The sequence below is a fragment of the Nonomuraea spiralis genome (assembly GCF_014648435.1).
Taxonomy (GTDB): Bacteria; Actinomycetota; Actinomycetes; order Streptosporangiales; family Streptosporangiaceae; genus Nonomuraea; species Nonomuraea spiralis.
Window position 1 is genome coordinate 429,938 of the sequence record NZ_BMRC01000003.1, and the last position, 16,576, is coordinate 446,513.

18 protein-coding genes are annotated in these 16,576 nt (G+C 69.2%); 12 read left to right on the forward strand and 6 right to left on the reverse strand.

Annotation, left to right across the window (positions count from 1 at the left end; translation table 11 throughout):
* Window position 1 precedes the first annotated feature (1 nt).
* Together IEZ27_RS09330 and IEZ27_RS09335 are read right to left on the reverse strand one after the other, a co-directional pair.
* A complete protein-coding gene (locus IEZ27_RS09330) occupies window positions 2-376 on the reverse strand; it encodes a roadblock/LC7 domain-containing protein (RefSeq protein WP_189646821.1) in 375 nt (124 codons plus the stop codon).
* Window positions 377-513: 137 nt separating this feature from the next.
* A complete protein-coding gene (locus tag IEZ27_RS09335; RefSeq protein ID WP_125637018.1) occupies window positions 514-864 on the reverse strand; it encodes a winged helix-turn-helix transcriptional regulator in 351 nt (116 codons plus the stop codon).
* A 54-nt stretch (window positions 865-918) separates the two neighbouring features.
* On the opposite strand from IEZ27_RS09335, the gene IEZ27_RS09340 reads away from it, so the two are divergent.
* Window positions 919-1,521 carry an NAD(P)-dependent oxidoreductase gene (locus tag IEZ27_RS09340; RefSeq protein ID WP_189646822.1) on the forward strand — a complete coding sequence of 201 codons (603 nt, stop codon included), beginning with the start codon at window positions 919-921 and terminating at the stop codon, window positions 1,519-1,521.
* On the opposite strand, the gene IEZ27_RS09345 is transcribed toward IEZ27_RS09340, so the two are convergent.
* The gene (locus IEZ27_RS09345; protein WP_189646823.1) at window positions 1,515-2,732 is read right to left on the reverse strand and encodes a DUF4032 domain-containing protein; all 1,218 of its coding nucleotides are present in this window, start codon (window positions 2,730-2,732) and stop codon (window positions 1,515-1,517) included. The genes IEZ27_RS09340 and IEZ27_RS09345 overlap by 7 nt on opposite strands.
* Before the next feature lie 23 nt (window positions 2,733-2,755).
* Here IEZ27_RS09345 and IEZ27_RS09350 point away from each other — a divergent pair, with 23 nt between their 5' ends.
* On the forward strand, window positions 2,756-4,324 hold the full coding sequence (locus tag IEZ27_RS09350; RefSeq protein ID WP_189646824.1) for a DUF885 domain-containing protein: 1,569 nt from the start codon (window positions 2,756-2,758) through the stop codon (window positions 4,322-4,324).
* Here IEZ27_RS09350 and IEZ27_RS09355 read toward each other — a convergent pair.
* Both IEZ27_RS09355 and IEZ27_RS09360 read right to left on the reverse strand, forming a co-directional pair.
* On the reverse strand, window positions 4,321-4,959 hold the full coding sequence (locus IEZ27_RS09355; RefSeq protein WP_189646825.1) for a class II aldolase/adducin family protein: 639 nt from the start codon (window positions 4,957-4,959) through the stop codon (window positions 4,321-4,323). The genes IEZ27_RS09350 and IEZ27_RS09355 overlap by 4 nt on opposite strands.
* A gap of 40 nt (window positions 4,960-4,999) precedes the next feature.
* Entirely contained in the window at window positions 5,000-5,584 is a 585-nt protein-coding gene (locus IEZ27_RS09360) for a TetR/AcrR family transcriptional regulator (RefSeq protein ID WP_189646826.1), read from the reverse strand.
* A 72-nt stretch (window positions 5,585-5,656) separates the two neighbouring features.
* On the opposite strand from IEZ27_RS09360, the gene IEZ27_RS09365 reads away from it, so the two are divergent.
* From IEZ27_RS09365 to IEZ27_RS09390, 6 genes are all read left to right on the forward strand, one after another.
* Entirely contained in the window at window positions 5,657-6,598 is a 942-nt protein-coding gene (locus IEZ27_RS09365) for a carbohydrate kinase family protein (protein WP_189646827.1), read from the forward strand.
* Window positions 6,595-7,809 carry an aminotransferase class III-fold pyridoxal phosphate-dependent enzyme gene (locus tag IEZ27_RS09370; RefSeq protein ID WP_189646828.1) on the forward strand — a complete coding sequence of 405 codons (1,215 nt, stop codon included), beginning with the start codon at window positions 6,595-6,597 and terminating at the stop codon, window positions 7,807-7,809. The genes IEZ27_RS09365 and IEZ27_RS09370 overlap by 4 nt, the downstream gene beginning before the upstream one ends.
* Window positions 7,810-8,041: 232 nt before the next feature.
* The gene (locus tag IEZ27_RS09375; protein WP_229823733.1) at window positions 8,042-8,935 is read left to right on the forward strand and encodes an RpnC/YadD family protein; all 894 of its coding nucleotides are present in this window, start codon (window positions 8,042-8,044) and stop codon (window positions 8,933-8,935) included.
* A 135-nt stretch (window positions 8,936-9,070) separates the two neighbouring features.
* Window positions 9,071-9,370 (forward strand): hypothetical protein, encoded by a 300-nt coding sequence (locus IEZ27_RS09380; RefSeq protein WP_189646829.1) that lies wholly within the window; start codon window positions 9,071-9,073, stop codon window positions 9,368-9,370.
* A 310-nt stretch (window positions 9,371-9,680) separates the two neighbouring features.
* Entirely contained in the window at window positions 9,681-10,223 is a 543-nt protein-coding gene (locus IEZ27_RS09385) for an RNA polymerase sigma factor (RefSeq protein WP_189646830.1), read from the forward strand.
* Between the two features lie 80 nt (window positions 10,224-10,303).
* Window positions 10,304-11,194, forward strand: a complete 891-nt coding sequence (locus IEZ27_RS09390) for a hypothetical protein (protein ID WP_189646831.1) — start codon at window positions 10,304-10,306, stop codon at window positions 11,192-11,194.
* Between the two features lie 34 nt (window positions 11,195-11,228).
* On the opposite strand, the gene IEZ27_RS09395 is transcribed toward IEZ27_RS09390, so the two are convergent.
* Entirely contained in the window at window positions 11,229-12,494 is a 1,266-nt protein-coding gene (locus IEZ27_RS09395) for an alkyl sulfatase dimerization domain-containing protein (protein ID WP_229823740.1), read from the reverse strand.
* A 204-nt stretch (window positions 12,495-12,698) separates the two neighbouring features.
* Between IEZ27_RS09395 and ngcE the strand changes: the two genes are divergently transcribed.
* The 4 genes from ngcE (at window position 12,699) to IEZ27_RS09415 (ending at window position 16,511) form a co-directional block, all read left to right on the forward strand.
* Window positions 12,699-14,096 (forward strand): N-acetylglucosamine/diacetylchitobiose ABC transporter substrate-binding protein, encoded by a 1,398-nt coding sequence (gene ngcE / locus IEZ27_RS09400; protein WP_229823745.1) that lies wholly within the window; start codon window positions 12,699-12,701, stop codon window positions 14,094-14,096.
* Between the two features lie 4 nt (window positions 14,097-14,100).
* Entirely contained in the window at window positions 14,101-15,018 is a 918-nt protein-coding gene (locus tag IEZ27_RS09405; RefSeq protein WP_125637006.1) for a carbohydrate ABC transporter permease, read from the forward strand.
* Window positions 15,018-15,872: a carbohydrate ABC transporter permease gene (locus IEZ27_RS09410; protein WP_125637005.1), complete on the forward strand. Its 855-nt coding sequence runs from the start codon at window positions 15,018-15,020 to the stop codon at window positions 15,870-15,872. The genes IEZ27_RS09405 and IEZ27_RS09410 overlap by 1 nt, the downstream gene beginning before the upstream one ends.
* Before the next feature lie 93 nt (window positions 15,873-15,965).
* The gene (locus IEZ27_RS09415; RefSeq protein WP_189646834.1) at window positions 15,966-16,511 is read left to right on the forward strand and encodes a superoxide dismutase family protein; all 546 of its coding nucleotides are present in this window, start codon (window positions 15,966-15,968) and stop codon (window positions 16,509-16,511) included.
* Window positions 16,512-16,576 lie beyond the last annotated feature (65 nt).

A 16,576-nucleotide genomic window follows, 5' to 3' on the forward strand; every position in this document is an offset into this window, starting at 1 on the left:
CTCAGGTCGTCAGCAGGCCGGCGATGGCCCGCAGGCGGTAGCGGGCCAGGGCGAGGTTCGACCGTTCCAGGTCGAGACGTACGTAGATGACCAGCGGCCCCTCGAAGACCGTCTCCAGCAGCCGGAGCAGGTGGTGCCCCCGGTCGGTGGTGACGAGCATGTCGTCGATGCGCACGATCTCGCCGGGACACGTCCGGGTCAGCCCGTCGGTGGTGGCGCGCAGCGCCTCGGTCAGCGCCGCGGCGGACCTGTCGGCGTCCACGCCGGACGCGCTGCTGAAGGCGACCGCCATACCGCTGGTGCCGTCGACCAGCATGGCGTCGAGCGCGCCCGGTATTGACATGACCTCCGCCAGGCAGGTGTCCACTCCCAGCACCGCCGTTCTCCCTCCGTCGTGGGACGGGGAAAGCGTAGGGGGCCGCGAGTAGCCAGAAGTCACGCCATTAAACGAGAGATACGTTTTTATACGGCCAGGGCGAAGAAAACCATCACTAGTGCGGAAATAAGATCAATTCACGAAATTTTCTCGCGATGGCGGAGGATCTCGTGCACGTTCTCCTCGGCCCACCGCGCGACCACCGAGATCGGCGCGTGCAGCGAACGCCCGAGGTCGGTCAGCGTGTACTCCACCCGCGGCGGCACCTCGGCGAAGACCTCGCGGGTGAGCAGCCCGTCCAGCTCCATGGCGCGCAACGTCTGCGTCAGGACCTTCGGCGTCACCCCGTTGATACGCCCGCGCAGCGCGGTGAAGCGCATCGGCCCGTCGATGAGGCTGAGCAGCACCAGCACCGACCACTTGTCGCCGATCCGGTCCAGGACCAGCCTGGTCGGGCAGTTCGGGTCAAAGGCGTCGCCAGTATCCATAAGGTACTTATAGCACGATGAAGTAACCAGTATCTGTTGGATACTGTGCTTCTCATGAAGATCCTCGTGTTCGGCGCGACCGGGATGATCGGTCAGCGCATCGTCAGCGAACTCATCGAGCGCGGCCACGACGTCACCGGCGTCAGCCGCCGCGGTCCCGTCAAGGGCGACGTCCACGACGCCGCCACGATCGCCAAGGGGTACGACGCCGTCGTCTCGGCCATCGCCCCGCCGCGCGACGGCACCGAGCCCGAGCCGCCGTTCCTCGCCGCCAACCGCGCCCTCATCGACGGCCTGCGGGCCGCCGGGGTGAGCCGGGTGGTGATCGTGGGCGGCGCGGGCAGCCTCCAGGTCGCCCCCGGCGTCGACCTGGTCGACACGCCCGGCTTCCCGGAGATCTACAAGAAGGAGGCCAGGTCCGCGCGGGCCGCGCTCGGGCTCTACCGGGAGGTGACCGACCTGGACTGGACGTACATCTCGCCGGCCGCCGTGATCGAGCCGGGCGAGCGCACCGGCGTCTACCGGATCGGCCGCGACGACCTGCTGAGCGACGCCGACGGCCGCAGCTTCATCTCGGCCGAGGACTACGCGGTCGCGGTCACCGACGAACTGGAGGAGAACGCCCACCCGCGCACCCGCATCACGGTCGCCTACTGAACGTCCTCGTCCGGTTCGTCGGGCAGCAGCGCCTTCTCGTCGGGCTTGTGCACCAGCACGTTGTCCACGTACGACTTCACGGCCGTGGCCAGCCCGACGTCGGCGCCCGCCGCCTCCGACAGGTACCAGCGGTGGTCGAGTATCTCGTGGAAGAGCTGCGCGGGCTCCAGCTTGCCGCGCAGCTCCGCGGGGATGCCGTCGACCGTCGGGTGGAACACCTCGGCCAGCCAGCGGTGGGCCACGATGGACTCGTCCTCGTGCCGCAGCCCCTGGGCCACCCGGTAGCCGTCCAGGTCGTTGAGCAGCCGCCTGGCCTGGTTCTCCTCGACGTCGAGGCCGGTCAGCCGGAGCAGCCGCCGCTGGTGGTGCCCGGCGTCCACCACCTTCGGCCGGACGATCAGCCGGCCGGTGCCGACCTTGCGCCGCACCATCATCTCGGCGACGTCGAAGCCGAGCAGGTTCAGACGGCGGATGCGGTGCTCCACGCGGTGCCAGTCGACCTCGTCGATGATCTCGCTGTCGGTGATCTCGGCCCACAGGCGGTGGTAGCGGGTGACGATGTCCTCGGCGGTCTCCATGGGGTCGATCGACGGGTGCAGCAGCCCGCCGGCCTCCAGGTCGAGCATCTCGCCGAAGATGTTGGTGTGGGCCACGTCGATGTCGGTCAGCCGCTGGCCCTCGCTGATCATCGGGTGCATCTCGCCGGTCTCGGCGTCCACCAGGTAGGCGGCGAAGGCGCCCGCGTCCCTGCGGAAGAGCGTGTTGGACAGCGAGCAGTCGCCCCAGTAGAAGCCGTTCAGGTGCAGGCGCACCAGCAGCACGGCCAGGGCGTCGAGCAGGCGGGTGAGCGTGTCGGGCCGCAGGGTGCCGGACATCACGGCGCGGTAGGGGAGCGAGAACTGCAGGTGCCGGGTGATCAGCGCGGCGTCCAGGCCCTCGTCGCGGCCGGTGACGTACGCCACGGGCTCGACGGCCGGGGCGTCCAGGCGGGCCAGGTCCCAGAGGAGCTGGTACTCCCGCTTGGCGTACCGTTCGCTGATCTCCTTGATCGCGTAGACCTTGCCGGACAGCCGGGCGAACCGCACCACGTGCCGGGAGATGCCGCGCGGCAGATCGACCAGGTGATGCCGGGGCCAGTCCGCCAGCGGGACGTCCCAAGGAAGGCGGATGAGGTCAGGGTCTCCGAGCGCGCCGGTGATCTGCAGGGGCATGACCGTCAGGATAAGGTGCGCAGGTGGACGAGTTTCTCAATTGGTACTTTTCAGACCGTCCGGTCGTCGCCAGCCAACTGGGAGCCGAGGGGTACGACCACACCCTCGGCGACTTCACCGCCGCCGCCTGGGAGTCCCGCGCCCGCGAAGAGACCCGCTGGATCGAACGCCTCTCGCAGCTGCCGGTAGCCTCCCTCGACGACGCCATCGACAGAGACCTGGTCCTGTCCCAGCTGCGGGGCTCGGTCGCGCTCGAATCCTGGCCCGAGTGGCGGCGCAGCCCCGGCCCGTACGTCACGGCCGTGTTCAGCTCGCTCTTCAACCCCTTCCAGCAGCGGCTCAAGCCGGAGGCCGACCTGGTCGCCGCCGCCGTCTCGCGCCTGGCCGAGGTGCCCGGCGTGCTGGCCGCCTGCCAGGCCAACCTGGACCCCGACCTCGCCGCGCCGCTGCTGGTCACGCGGGGGATCGGCCAGGCGCGTACCGGCCGCAACTTCCTGACCAGGACGCTGCCGTCCATGGTCGCCGACGAGACCCTGCGCGCCCGGCTGGCCGCGGCCGCCGAGCCCGCCGCAGAGGCGTTCGACGCGCTGGTCGTCTTCCTCGAAGGCTTCCAGTGCGGCGGCACCTGGCGGATGGGGGAGAAGCTCTACTCCACGCTGCTGCGCGAGCGCGAGATGCTCGGGTACGGCGCCGCCGAGCTGCACGAGAAGGGCAAGGCGGCCTGGGCCGACCTGGACGCCCGCATGCGCCGGGTCGCTCTCGGCGTCAACGGCACCGAGGACTGGCGGGCCGCGATGGAGTCCCTGATGGACGACCATCCGCCGACCCTGGAGGCCATGCGGGCCGAGTACGAGGCCGAGACCCGCCGGGCCCGCGAGTTCGTCCGCGACCGCGGCCTGGTCACCTTCGCCGAGGGGGAGGAGTGCGAGGTCCTGCCGTCGGCCGAGTACACCCGCCCGGTGTTGTCCGTCGCCCACTACCTGTCGCCGCCGCCGCTCAGCAGCTCGCGGACGGGCATCTTCTTCGTCCCCTACACGCCCGACCACTTCACGCCTGAGCAGGTACGCCAGCGGCTGCGGACCAACTCGCGTGCCCAGATGCCCTCGATCGCCGTGCACGAGGCGTACCCGGGGCACCACTGGCACCTGTCGTACATGGCGGGCAACCCGCGTACGGTCCGCAAGGTCTTCAGGACGCCGTACTTCACCGAGGGCTGGGCGCTCTACGTCGAGAAGGTGCTGCACGAGCAGGGCTACTTCGACACCCCCGCCACCGAGCTGGCCCACCTGGACTGCCGCATCTTCCGCGCCGCCAGGATCGTCGTGGACACCGCGCTGCACTGCGAGGACATGTCGATCGAGGAGGCCGAGACGTTCATGGCCACCAAGGCGTCGCTGTCGCCCGGCACCGCCCAGGGCGAGGTGAACCGCTACTGCGCCTGGCCGACCCAGGCGCCGTCGTACCTCACGGGGGCCATCGAGATCGACCGCATCCGTGAGTCGTTCAGCGGTTCGGCGCGCGAGTTCCACGACCGGATCGCCGGCTCCGGCGGGCTGCCGCTGGGCCTGGCCGAACAGGCCGCGCTGGCCTAGCCGTCCCGGCGCGGGAACGTCGGGGGGTTGGCCGCGCGGTCCACGACGGCGGCGAGCTGCTCGTCGGTCAGGACCGCCGGCTTGCCCACCGCGAGCCCGCGCACGTAGACCTCGCACAGCCACTCCAGCAGCCGGGTGGCCTCGAACGCCTGCTCCATCGTCGCCCCGATGGTCACCCCGCCGTGGTTGGCCATCAGGGCGGCCTGCTTGCCCTCCAGGGCCGCCCGCACGTTGGCGGCCAGCTCCGGCGTGCCGTACGTGGCGTACTCGGCCACCTTGACGACGCCGCCGAGCAGCAGCGCGTTGTAGTGGACCGGCGGCAGCTCGGTCATCGTGGTGGCCACGACCGTGCCGAACACCGAATGCGTGTGCACGATCGCCTGCGTGCCCGTCGCCTGGTAGACGGCCAGGTGCATCGGCGTCTCCGACGACGGTTGCAGCTCGCCCTCGATCAGGTGGCCGTCCGTGTCCACGATCGGGCACATCTCGGGCGTCAGCCGGTCGAGCGCCACCCCGGACGGGGTGACCGCCACCTGGTCGCCCCGGCGCACGCTCAGGTTGCCCGAGGTGCCGATGACCAGGCCCAGCTCGACGGCGCGCCTGCCGTACTCGCACAACTGCTCGCGGAGGCTCATGCGACCGCAGAGTAGTCGGTCGTCCGAAATACTTCCACTGTCAGAGGCGGTCGAGCGCCTGCAACATCAGGCGTTCGAGGTCGACGCGGGTGAGCCGGCCCGGGTAGAGCAGCAGGTGCAGGCTGAGGCCGTCGACCAGGGCGAGCAGGTGCTCGGCGAGGTCGTCGAGGTTGCCGTCCGCGCGCAGCTCGCCGGCCGTCCTGGCCTGGCCCAGCAGCTCCCGTACGGCGGCGCGCAGCTCGTCGGCCTCAGCCCGCTGGACCTCGGCCAGTCGCTCCGAGGCGAGGCTGCGGCTCCAGAAGCTGACCTCCAGCCGGCTCTCCTGGGTACGCTCGCCGTCGAGCGGCAGATTGTCCAGCAGCACCTCGCGCAGGGCGGCCAGGCCCGTGACGCCCTCGACCTTGCGCGTCAGCCGGGCCCTGATGCGCTGGTGCGACTGGCGCAGCGCGGACAGCAGGATCTCGTCCTTGTCGGCGAAGTAGTGCGCGAGCACTCCGTTGGAGTAGCCGGCCTCCTTGGCGATGGCCCTGGTGGTGGCGGCGTCGATGCCGTCCCTGACGATCACCCTGCGGGCCGCCGACAGGACCTCCGCCCTGCGCTCATCGTGATCGACGATCTTCGGCACCGGGATCCCCCCTCTTCTCGCGACGACTCCTACCATATTGACTTTTTATTCGGACGTCTGTCTATTTAGTCCATGACCGTCGCCACGGTCGGCGTGCACATCGTCGACATCCTCGCCAGGCCCGTCGAACACATCCCCGAGGGCCAGGACACCGTACTCGTCGAGCAGATCCGCCTCACGGCCGCCGGCGCCGCCGCCGGCACAGCCGTGGACCTGGTCAAACTCGGCAACGACGTGATCACCATGGGCGCGATCGGGGACGACGAGCTCGGCGACTTCCTGGTGGCCGTCCTCGCCAAGCGCGGCGTGGACGCCTCGCGCCTGGTCCGCAGGGCCGGCGAGCAGACCGCCGCCTCGATCCTGCCCATCCGCCCCGACGGCGGACGGCCCAGCTTCCACGTACCCGGCGCCAACCTCGGCGTCACCCTCGCCGACCTGGACCTCGACGTACTGCGCCGGGCGCGGGCGATCCACCTGGGCGGCGTGGACGTCACGTTCGGGCTGGGCGACCCCGCCTTCTTCGCCCTGCTCGACGAGGTACGGGCGGCGGGCACGATCGTCACGATGGACCTGCTGTCCGAGCTGCCCGACCTGCTGGGGATGGCCCGCGCGTTCCTGCCCCACGTGGACTACGTGCTGCCCAACGAGTCGCAGGCCCTGCTCATGGCCGGGCTCACGACCGGGCTCACCGGCGACGCCGACGTGGCCACCGCCGCCGCGACCCTGCTGGCCGACGGCCCCAAGGGCGTGCTCGTCACCCTCGGCGCGGCCGGCAGTCTCGTGGTGACCGCCGACGGCGGCCCCGTACCGGTGCCCGCGCTGAAGACGGACGTCGCCGACACGACCGGGTGCGGCGACGCGTACTGCGCCGGGTTCCTGACCGGGCTCCTGCACGGCCGCGACGTGCTGGAGGCCGCCCGCTGGGGCACCGCCGCGGCGGCCCGCGTGGCCACCGGCCTCGGCTCCGACGCGGGCCTCACCGACCTCGAATCCACCCTAAGGACTCTCGCATGACAGACGCCGAACTCCGCGAGCGCGCGCTGAAGGTCGTCCCCGGCGGCATGTACGGCCACCTCAACGCGGCCATCTTCGCCCCCGGCTACCCCCAGTTCTTCCAGCGCGGCGAGGGCTGCCGCCAATGGGACGTGGACGGGCGCGAGTACATCGACTTCATGTGCAGCTGGGGCCCGGTCGTACTCGGGCACCGGCACCCGCGCGTCGAGGAGGCCGCCGCCCGCCAGCTCGCGCTCGGCGACTGCCTCAACGGCCCCGGGCCGATCATGGTCGAGCTGGCCGAGCTGCTGGTGGACACCGTGCCGAGCGCCGACTGGGCGATGTTCTCCAAGAACGGCACCGACGCCACCACCCAGGCGCTCATGGTCGCCCGCGCCGCCACCGGGCGTACGAAGGTGCTGATGGCGCACGGCGCCTACCACGGCGCCGACCCCTGGTGCACCCCCTCGCCGGCCGGCACCACCCCCAACGAGCGCGCCGACCTGGTCGAGTTCACCTACAACTCCCTGGAGTCCCTGGAGGCGGCCGCCGCGACCGTCGAGGGCGACGTCGCGGCGATCATCTGCACCCCCTTCAAGCACGACTCCTTCGAGGACCAGGAACTCGTGGAGCCCGCCTTCGCGCGCGGCGCCCGCGCCCTGGCCGACCGCCTCGGGGCGGCCCTGGTGATCGACGACGTGCGGGCGGGGTTCAGGATCGACCTGCGGGGGTCGTGGGAGCCGTACGGGGTGCGGCCGGACCTCACGGCCTGGTCCAAGGCCATGGCCAACGGCTACCCGATCGCCGCCGTCACCGGCACGGACGCCCTGCGCGGACCGGCGCAGACGCTCTACACGACCGGCTCGTTCTGGTTCTCGGCGGTGGCGATGGCCGCGGCCAAGGCCACCATCGAGACCCTGCGCGACACGGACGGCATCGCCGCCATGGAACGCGCCGGCACCCAGCTCAGAGAGGGCCTGTACGCCCAGGCCAAGTCCCACGGCTTCGTCGTGAACCAGACCGGCCCGGTGACCATCCCGTGGCTCAGCTTCGACGGCGACGCCGACCTGTCCACGGCCCTGTACTGGAGCGACGCGTGCCTCCGGCACGGTGTGTACCTGCACCCGTGGCACAACTGGTTCATGTCGGCGGCCCACACGGAACAGGACGTGGCCCGCGCACTGGAGGGCACCGACCAGGCCTTCGCCGAAACCCGCACCCACTTCGCCTGACCTGCGCACGCTGCCAGGGTGGCGCCTTCGGCGCCTGCGGTCGGCCCGCCCGTCGCCCGGTCACCGGGCGGGCCTGCGGAAACCCGCCTCCCAGCAGCGGAGAGCCCATCTCCAGGGACGGGAGAACCGACAACCGAGACGGCCGTCCGTTCGACCGAACGCGATTACTCTGCGCGTTCATCGTGTGACAATAAGTGCCATGCCGTCCCCCCGACACGACGCCCTCAGGCAGATGTTCGTCGACCGCCCGCAACTGGCGGTCGAGATCCTGCGTGACCTCATGGGCGTGGACCTGCCCGACACCCCATTGGTCCGGCAGGAGGACCGTACGTTCAACACCCGGCCGTCCGACGACATCGAGCCGGACATCACCATCGTGCTCGGCCCGCCGCAGAGTCCCGCGCACGCGATCATCGTGGAGGTCCAGCACGACAAGTCCAAGGAGCCGCGGCAGCTGGCCCGCTACGCCGCCTCGCTGTGGCTGATGCTCAAGTGTGACGTGACCGTCCTGGTCGTCTGTCCCGACCGGGCAACCGCCGCCCACTACTCCCGGCCGATCGACTCGGGGCTGACCGGTTACCGGCTCCAGGCGTGCGTGCTGGGGCCGGGCGACGTCCCCGCCATCACCGATCCGTACGAGGCCGCCGCCCACCTGGAGCTCGCGGTCATGTCCGTCATGATCCACGGGCGCGACCGGAAGGTGGTCGAGGCGTTCACCGCCGCGCTGGCGGAGACCCGCGACGAACACGCTCCGAAGTATAGTGAATACGCATACAGCATGTCCGTGCCCGAGATCAGGCGCATCTTGGAGGAGATCATGACGTCCACTGCCTGGCCCGTTTACAGCCCCTTCGCGCGCCAGCACTACGGCCGAGGCCGCGCAGAAGGCATCCAGGAGGGCCGCGCTGAAGGCATCCAGGAAGGCCGCGCGGAAGGCATCCGGGAAACTTGGTCAGAGAGCGTGTTGTATCTGCTGGTTTCGCGCGGGATCGATGTTCCTGAGGATGTTCGGGCGCGGATCAGTGCCTGTACCGATGTCGATCTGGTCAAGCGCTGGGCTCTGCGTGCGGCCAGTGTTCAGGCTGCCCAGGATGTGTTCGACGACTCGGATGAGCAGCGCCGTTAGGGCGAGTTCACAGCCGTGGTCGTCGGGGATCCGACGACCACGGCTGGTCGACCGGTTGGTCGGGAGGCGACCGAGGGTGCATGGCCGCCCGTCGCGTCGTCTTGTTCATATTTCTTCGCCCTTCGATGGGGGATCATGACGTCCGCTTCTTGGCCGGTCTACAGCCCTTTCGCGCGCCAGCACTATGACCAGGGCCGTGCGGAAGGCCGCCTGCAGGGCATCCGGGAAACTTGGTCAGAGGGCGTGTTGTATCTGCTGGTTTCGCGCGGGATCGATGTTCCTGAGGATGTTCGGGCGCGGATCAGTGCCTGTACCGATGTCGATCTGTTCAAGCGGTGGGCCTTGCGTGCGATCAGCGTTCAGGCTGCTCATGAGGTGTTCGACGACTTGGATGAGCAGCGCCGTCAGGGTTCCGACGGCCTGGCCAGGTGGTAGATCGGTGGCGGATGGGCCGCGCTCTTCCGCGCATTGCCCTCGATCAGGGGATCACGGTGTCCCGGGACGTCCCCGTCTCCGACGGACGGCGAGGCATGGCGTTCGGCCTCGCCGACTCCGGACTGTGGGACTCCCTCGCCCTGGAGCCGCGGACCCTCCGGTAGCAGGGTGTCCAACGGGAGGCGACTGAACGAGCCGGGCCGGCGCTCCTGATCGAAATGGAAATCCGACCCCTCCCCTCCAAGCCTGTAATGCTGGGAAAAATCCGGACATGGGGGAGGTGTTGTTGACGTCCACGTGAGGAGACCGGATGGGAGCCGATCCCGAGAGCCGGTTCGAGGAGCTCTACGCATCTTGCTACAGACCCCTGCTCGGCTACGCGCTGCGCCGATGCCCTGATCCCGACGACGCGGCCGACGTCGTGGCGGAGACGTTCATGATCGCCTGGCGGCGGATCGAGGAGGTGCCGCACGGGGAGGAGGCCAGGCTCTGGTTGTACGGGGTGGCCAGGAAGGCACTCGCCAACCACAGGCGCGGCGAGCGTCGCCACGAGCGGCGTACCGAGGCCCTGCGTGCGGAACTGTCCGCCGCGCCCTTGTCCGCCGGCCTGACCGCCGAGGACCTGTCGCCGCTGGCCCAGGCGTTCGGCACGCTCTCCGACGACGACAGGGAGCTGCTCGCCCTGGTCGCCTGGGAGAAGCTGGACGCCGGCCAGATCGCCAGGACCCTCGGCATCACCCGCAACGCCGTACGGGTCAGGCTCTACCGCGCCCGACGGCGATTCGCCCGCCGCCTGACCGAGGCAGGGGTCGAGCACACGCAAGCTGTCGCCCTCGAAGGGAGCCCGTTGTGAAGAGTCGATCTCGCTTGCTGCCCGACAAGGAGCCCTTTGTGAAGGGTCGATCTCGCTCGTTGCCGGACAAGGAGCCCTTTGTGAGCATCGCCGATCTCGCCAGGGTGCGTGACGACGTGCTGGCGGGGGAGGCGGCGGGGCGGGCGTCCGGCGCGGGGGCGCGGGCGCTCATGGAGTCGATCACGGCCGAGGAGCGCGGGCCCGTCAGGAGCCCGCGCCGCCGCGCGCCGCGCAGGATGTTCCTGCTGGGGATGGTGGCGGCCGGGCTGGCCGCCGTGCTAGCCGTCACGCTCCCGCTCGGCGGCCCGGCCACCGAGTACGCCAACGCCGCCGTCACGCTCAAGACCGGCGATGACTTCATCGACGTCGTCATCACCGACCCCGAGGCGGACGCGGCGACCTACACCGAGGCGTTCAGGGCCGTCGGCCTGGACGCTACAGTGCAGAAGATCCCCGTCGCGCCCGAGTACGCGGGCATGTTGTTCGGCCCGGCCACCCCGGGGGAGTTCCCGTCGGGGACCGGCGTGACCGTCCGCGGCGGCGAGACCTGCGCGTCGGTCTGGTGCGGCACCATCTCCATGCCGACCGGGTACAAGGGCAAGGTCATCATCGGGATCGGCCGCCCGGCCAGGCCCGGCGAACGGTACGCCTCGCTGGCGCCGAGCACCATGGGCGTGGCGGCCGACGGCGTGGCGGGCGTCGAGCTCATGGGCAAGCCCGTCTCGCACGCGAAGGCCGAGCTGTCGCGGCGCGGCCTGAAGATCGAGTACGTGGCGCTGTGGACGAAGCCCGACGGCAGCGGCGGCGGTTATGACGTCGCCTCGGAACACGTCAAGGACGACTGGATCGTCGACAGCGCGCACAAGGTCGCCTCCGACACGGTACGGGTGGACGTCGTGGTTCCCTCCGACGTCCCCAAGGACTCCCTGCCGAGGGCCGATCGCCCGCCATCCGGCTGGCCCAGTCCCTGATTCCGCGGAACCCCGGCACCGTCCTCGATGGCCTCTAAGCGTCTTCGGGGCGTGCCGGGGTTTCCCGATCCGTCCTGGCCGAGGATTCCGCGGCGGCCCAGGAGAAGATGCCCTTTGCCATGAGCGACTGTTCTCCGGCGGCCCGGGCGGCGAAAACCTGGGCCCTGACCCGGTGTGTTCCCGGGTCGTCAGGGGCGGCCAGGGCGGCCATTTCCGCGAGATGTCCGGCGAGTCGTTCGTCGCCTTCGGAAAGGGCTTTGAGCGCCGCGTCGCAGAGCGCGTTCGGGCCGCCCGCGAGTTCCGCCACGGATTTGGCGAGAACGGCGTCCGGAGCCGGTTTGAGATTGGCCGGGTTGCCGTCGTACCAGCCGCCGTAGAGGCGCCAGAGATTGCGTACGACGAATTCCGGCTCGTCGTACCGGGCCCGGAGGTAGGGGCGGTCGGAATAACGTTCGGACGGTTTCACGGAATGCACGATCTCGTCGAGCCTGGCGCCCGCGTTGAGCAGGTCCAGCGTTTGCGTGATGATCGACTCCAGCCATTCCGCGGTCTCCAACAACGCCTGCCGGACGCGGTCGGCGCCGAAGACGGGCGCGCCGTGGCTGGGCAACATGATCTCGGCGTCGAGGGCGGCCATCCGGCGCAGCGCGTGCACCCATTCGCGCGGGTAGCGCTGCACCTTCTGCGGGTTGCCGCAGTTGGGCGTGACCCAGATGAACAGGTCGCCGGGCAGCAGCAGCCGGTGCTCGCGCACGTAGCCGATGGTGGCGTCGTCGGTCTCGCCCTTGGCGTGCAGCAGGTCGAAGGTCAGCCCGCCGCGCCGTACGGTCAGCGCGTCGGTGTAGGTCACGTCGGGCCGCCGGTAGTCGGTGGGCCAGCGGAGACGGGTGTTCTGGAACTGCCGCTGGTTGATCACCGTGTTATAACCATTTGTCAGCACATAACGCTCAAACCGCTCAACAACTGCCTTATGGGCATAAATTGTGGCTCGTGGGCCGGACTGCTCGAATGGTCCCGTACCGAAGACGTGATCCACGTGACCATGGGAGTAGAACGCGGTGGTCAGCGGCGCGCGGGACCAGCGGCGTACGTCCTCGTGCAGGCGGGCGGCGGCCCATGGTCCGCTGGTGTCGAAGAGCAGCAGCTCACCCTCGGTCTCGAACGTGATCGCGTTACCGAATCCGGGCCACCAGCCCACGCCGTTCGTGACAGTCTGGACGCCCTTGCCCTCCATGCCCGTGTCCACGATGCTGTCGTCAGACTCGCCGCGCCACACCCGGTCCGCGTATTCGATGATCATGTGACCCACCATCCTTCTAGAACGACATTCTAGATAAGGGATCACGGCAAGGTCACGTCTCGATTGCGCCCCCTTGACGCGTGTCGGCGGCCGTTCGTACGTTCGGGCAAACGTTTAGGAAACTTTCCTAACTGATCCTCTTCGGGAGCCCCCATGACCCACCCGGGCGAGATAACTCGGCGTCAGCTGCTCCGCCGTATCGGCATGACCGCGCTCGTGGCCGGCCCCGGCGCGAGCCTGCTGAGCGCCTGCGCCACCAGCGGCGGTGGCGGCGACCAGCCCTCGGCGGCGCCCGCCACGTCGATCGCGGCCTCGGCGGACCCCAAGAACCCCTTCGGCGTCGACGCCAAGAAGCCGCTCGAAGTGGTCATCTTCAGCGGCGGCTACGGCGACTCCTACGCCAAGGACCTGCACGAAGAGCTGTACAAGAAGGCCTATCCCGGCGTCACGGTCAAGCACACCGCGACCCAGCAGATCGGCACCCAGCTCCGCCCGCGCATCGTCGGCAACGACATGCCCGACGTGATCAACAACTCCGGCCCCGAGGCGCTCGACCTGGCCGCCCTGGCGACGGAGGGCCACCTGGCCGACCTGACCCCGCTCTACGACGCGCCCTCGTTCGACGACCCCTCGAAGAAGGTCCGCGACACGATCACCCCGCTCGTGCTGCAGAACGGCAAGCTCGACGGCAAGGACCTGGTGCTCAACTACACCGTGTCCCACCGGGCGCTCTGGTACAACGCCAAGCTGTTCGCCGCCAAGGGCTGGAGCGTGCCGAAGACCTGGGCCGAGTTCACCGCGCTCGGCGAGGCGGCCAAGAAGGAGGGCATCACGCTCTTCGCCTACCCGGGCAAGAAGGGCCCGTACTACCAGCTCTGGAACGTCCTCTACACGGCCGCCAAGATCGGCGGCAACCAGGTCATCATCGACATCGACAACCTGGTGGACAACGCCTGGCAGAGCGAGGCGATGAAGCAGGCGGTCGCCGCCTGGGTGGGCATCCAGCAGAAGTACGGCGACAAGGCGTACCTGGGCCTCGACCACACCCAGACCCAGGTCAAGCAGCTCCAGAACAAGGTGCTGTTCTACCCGTGCGGCTCCTGGCTCGAGAACGAGATGACCAAGGACATCCCGCTCGACTTCGAGTACGCCATCGCCCCCATCCCCGACGTCACCGCCTCCGACAAGATGCCGTACGGCGCGATCCAGGTCGGCGTGGGCGAGAACTTCGTTGTCGCGGCGAAGGGCAAGAACCCGCAGGGCGGCATGGAGTACCTGCGGCTCATGTTGTCGAAGGAGGGCGCGGCGGGCTTCACCAAGAAGACCAACAACCTCACGGTCGTGACCGGCGCCGCCGACAGCTCCGGGTTCCCGCCCGGCCTGGTCAGCGCCTCCAAGGCGCAGGACGCGGCCGGCGAGAACATCATCACCGACGCCCGGTTCGAGGGCTGGTACAAGGAGCTGTTCGACTACGGCTGGGAGCAGACCAATGTGCTGATGTCCGGCCGTATCACCGCCGACGAATTCTGCTCCCGCATGCAGAAGAAGGCCGACGACATCAAGAAGGACGACTCCGTCACCAAGCAGACGCGGAGCGCCTGAGCACATGGAGCGGTTGCGCAAGTACGGATTCGTGATCGGGTTCCTGGCCGTCCCGGTCGCGCTTTACACGGTCTTCGTGATCAGCCCTTATGTTCAGGCGTTCCAGCTCTCCCTGACGAGCTGGAACGGCGTCAGCTCGGTCGTCCGCTACGTGGGCCTGGACAATTTCGGCCGGTTGTTCGACGACGACACTTTCTGGCAGGCCCTGCGTAATCACGGGATTCTCCTGCTCGTGCTGCCGCTCCTGACGATCGTCATCGCGTTGTTCCTGTCGTTCCTGCTGAATCTCGGCGGCGGCACCCGGGGCGCGGGAATGCGCGGGGTCTGGGGGTCGAATTTCTACCGGGTGGTGTTCTTCTTCCCCCAGGTTCTCGCCGTGGCCGTGGTCGGCGTGTTGTTCCAGGCCATCTACCGTCCCGACGAGGACGGCGTGATCAACGGCACGCTGGCCAGGTTCGGGCTCGGCGAGCCCATCGGCTGGCTCACCGAGCCGGGCCTGGCGCTGTGGTCGATCATCGCGGTGATGGTCTGGCAGGCCGTCGGCTTCTACGTGGTGCTGTTCTCGGCCGGCATGGCCGCCATCCCCAAGGACTACTTCGAGGCCGCCTCGATCGACGGGGCCGGCCGCGTGCGGCTGTTCTTCTCGATCACGCTGCCGCTGCTGCGGGACACCCTCCAGGTCGGCTGGATCTACCTGGGCATCGCGGCCTTCGACGGCTTCGCGCTGATCCAGGTGCTGGCGGGGGACCGGGGCGAGCCCGACGGGTCCACCACCATCCTGCCCATCACCATCTACAAGACCGCCTTCGACTACCACAAGGTGGGTTACGCCTCGGCGATGGGCGTCGTGCTGTTCTTCCTGACCGTGACGTTCGCCGTGCTGACGCTCCGTACGACCAGGCGTGAAAGGGTTGAGCTCTGATGGCTTCGCGTGGAGCGGGCAGGCCGCGCCCCGGCGTGCTGAGCGGGCTCTCCCATGTGGCCCTGGCCGTCTGGGCCCTGCTGATCATCCTGCCGCTGCTGTGGACGTTCCTGGCCTCGTTCAAGACCAACACCGAGATCTTCGGCGACCCGCTCCAGCTCCCCGGGGCGCTGCGGCTGGACGCCTGGGGCCGGGCCTGGGACAAGGCGCACGTCGGGCAGTACATGCTGAACACGGTCATCGTCGTGTTCTTCGGCACGGCGGGCACGATGTTGTTCGGCTCGATGGCGGCGTACGTGCTGGCGCGCTACAACTTCATCGGCGGCAAGCTGATCTACTACTACTTCGTCGCCGGTCTGGCCTTCCCCATCTTCCTGGCGCTCGGGCCGCTGTTCTTCGTCGTCAAGCAGTTCGGGCTGCTCGACTCGCACATCGGCCTGATCATCGTCTACATCGCGTACTCGCTGCCCTTCACGATCTTCTTCCTGGCCGCGTTCTTCCGTACGCTGCCCGAGGCGGTCGCCGAGGCGGCGCTGATCGACGGCGCCTCGCACACCCGGACGTTCTTCCAGATCATGGTCCCGATGGCCAAGCCCGGCCTGGTCAGCATCACGATCTTCAACGTCCTGGGGCAGTGGAACCAGTACCTGCTGCCCCTGGCGCTGATGGGCGGCGCGCCGGAGAAGTGGCCGCTGACCCTCGGCATCGCCAGGATCTCCACCCGGGCCGGCTACGAGGCGGACTGGCCGGGCCTGTTCGCCGCGCTCAGCATGACCATCCTGCCGGTGATGATCATCTACATCATCTTCCAGCGGCAGATCCAGTCGGGGCTCAGCTCCGGGGCGCTGAAGTGAGGCCGGGCGGCCGATTCGCCGAACACGTCGCGTAGCCGTACGGCTACTCATTAGAGTGAGTGACCTCTCGCCAGCACACCCGGGGGGTTCCTCATGCGCGCGCCCGCACTCCTGCTCGTCCTGCTCACGACGGCGGCCTGCGCCGGGCCGCCGGCGCCGTTGCAGCAGGTCACCAAGCCGAGCCCCGCGGGCGCGGTGGCGCTGAGCGGCGCCGGCGAGTTCGGTTCGGACGACACCGCCGCCATCGCCTACGACCGCCGCCTGGCCCCGGCGGGCGCGCTGGCCAGCCTCACCGCCGAGTCCGCCGGCGGCACGACCCGCACCTCGCTGGTCGTGGAGGGTTTCCTGCCCAACCGCCACTACGGCGCCCACCTGCACACCGCCGCCTGCGGCACCGACCCCGACGACGCGGGCGGCCACTACCAGCACGACCCCGGCCACGCCGACCCGGCCAGCGAGGTGTGGCTCGACGTCGCCACCGACGGGTCGGGCGCGGGCCGCTCGACGGCCCGCCACTCCTGGAGTCTCGACCCCGCGGCCCTGCCGAAGTCGCTGGTCATCCATGCCAAGGCCACCAAGAGGAGCGGCGCCCACGCGGGCGAGGCGGGTCCGCGGGTGGCCTGCCTGACGCTGCACTAGCCGACGGGGGCCGGGGCTGACGCCGTACTAGCCGAAAGCGTGCATAATTACACAATTACATAGTG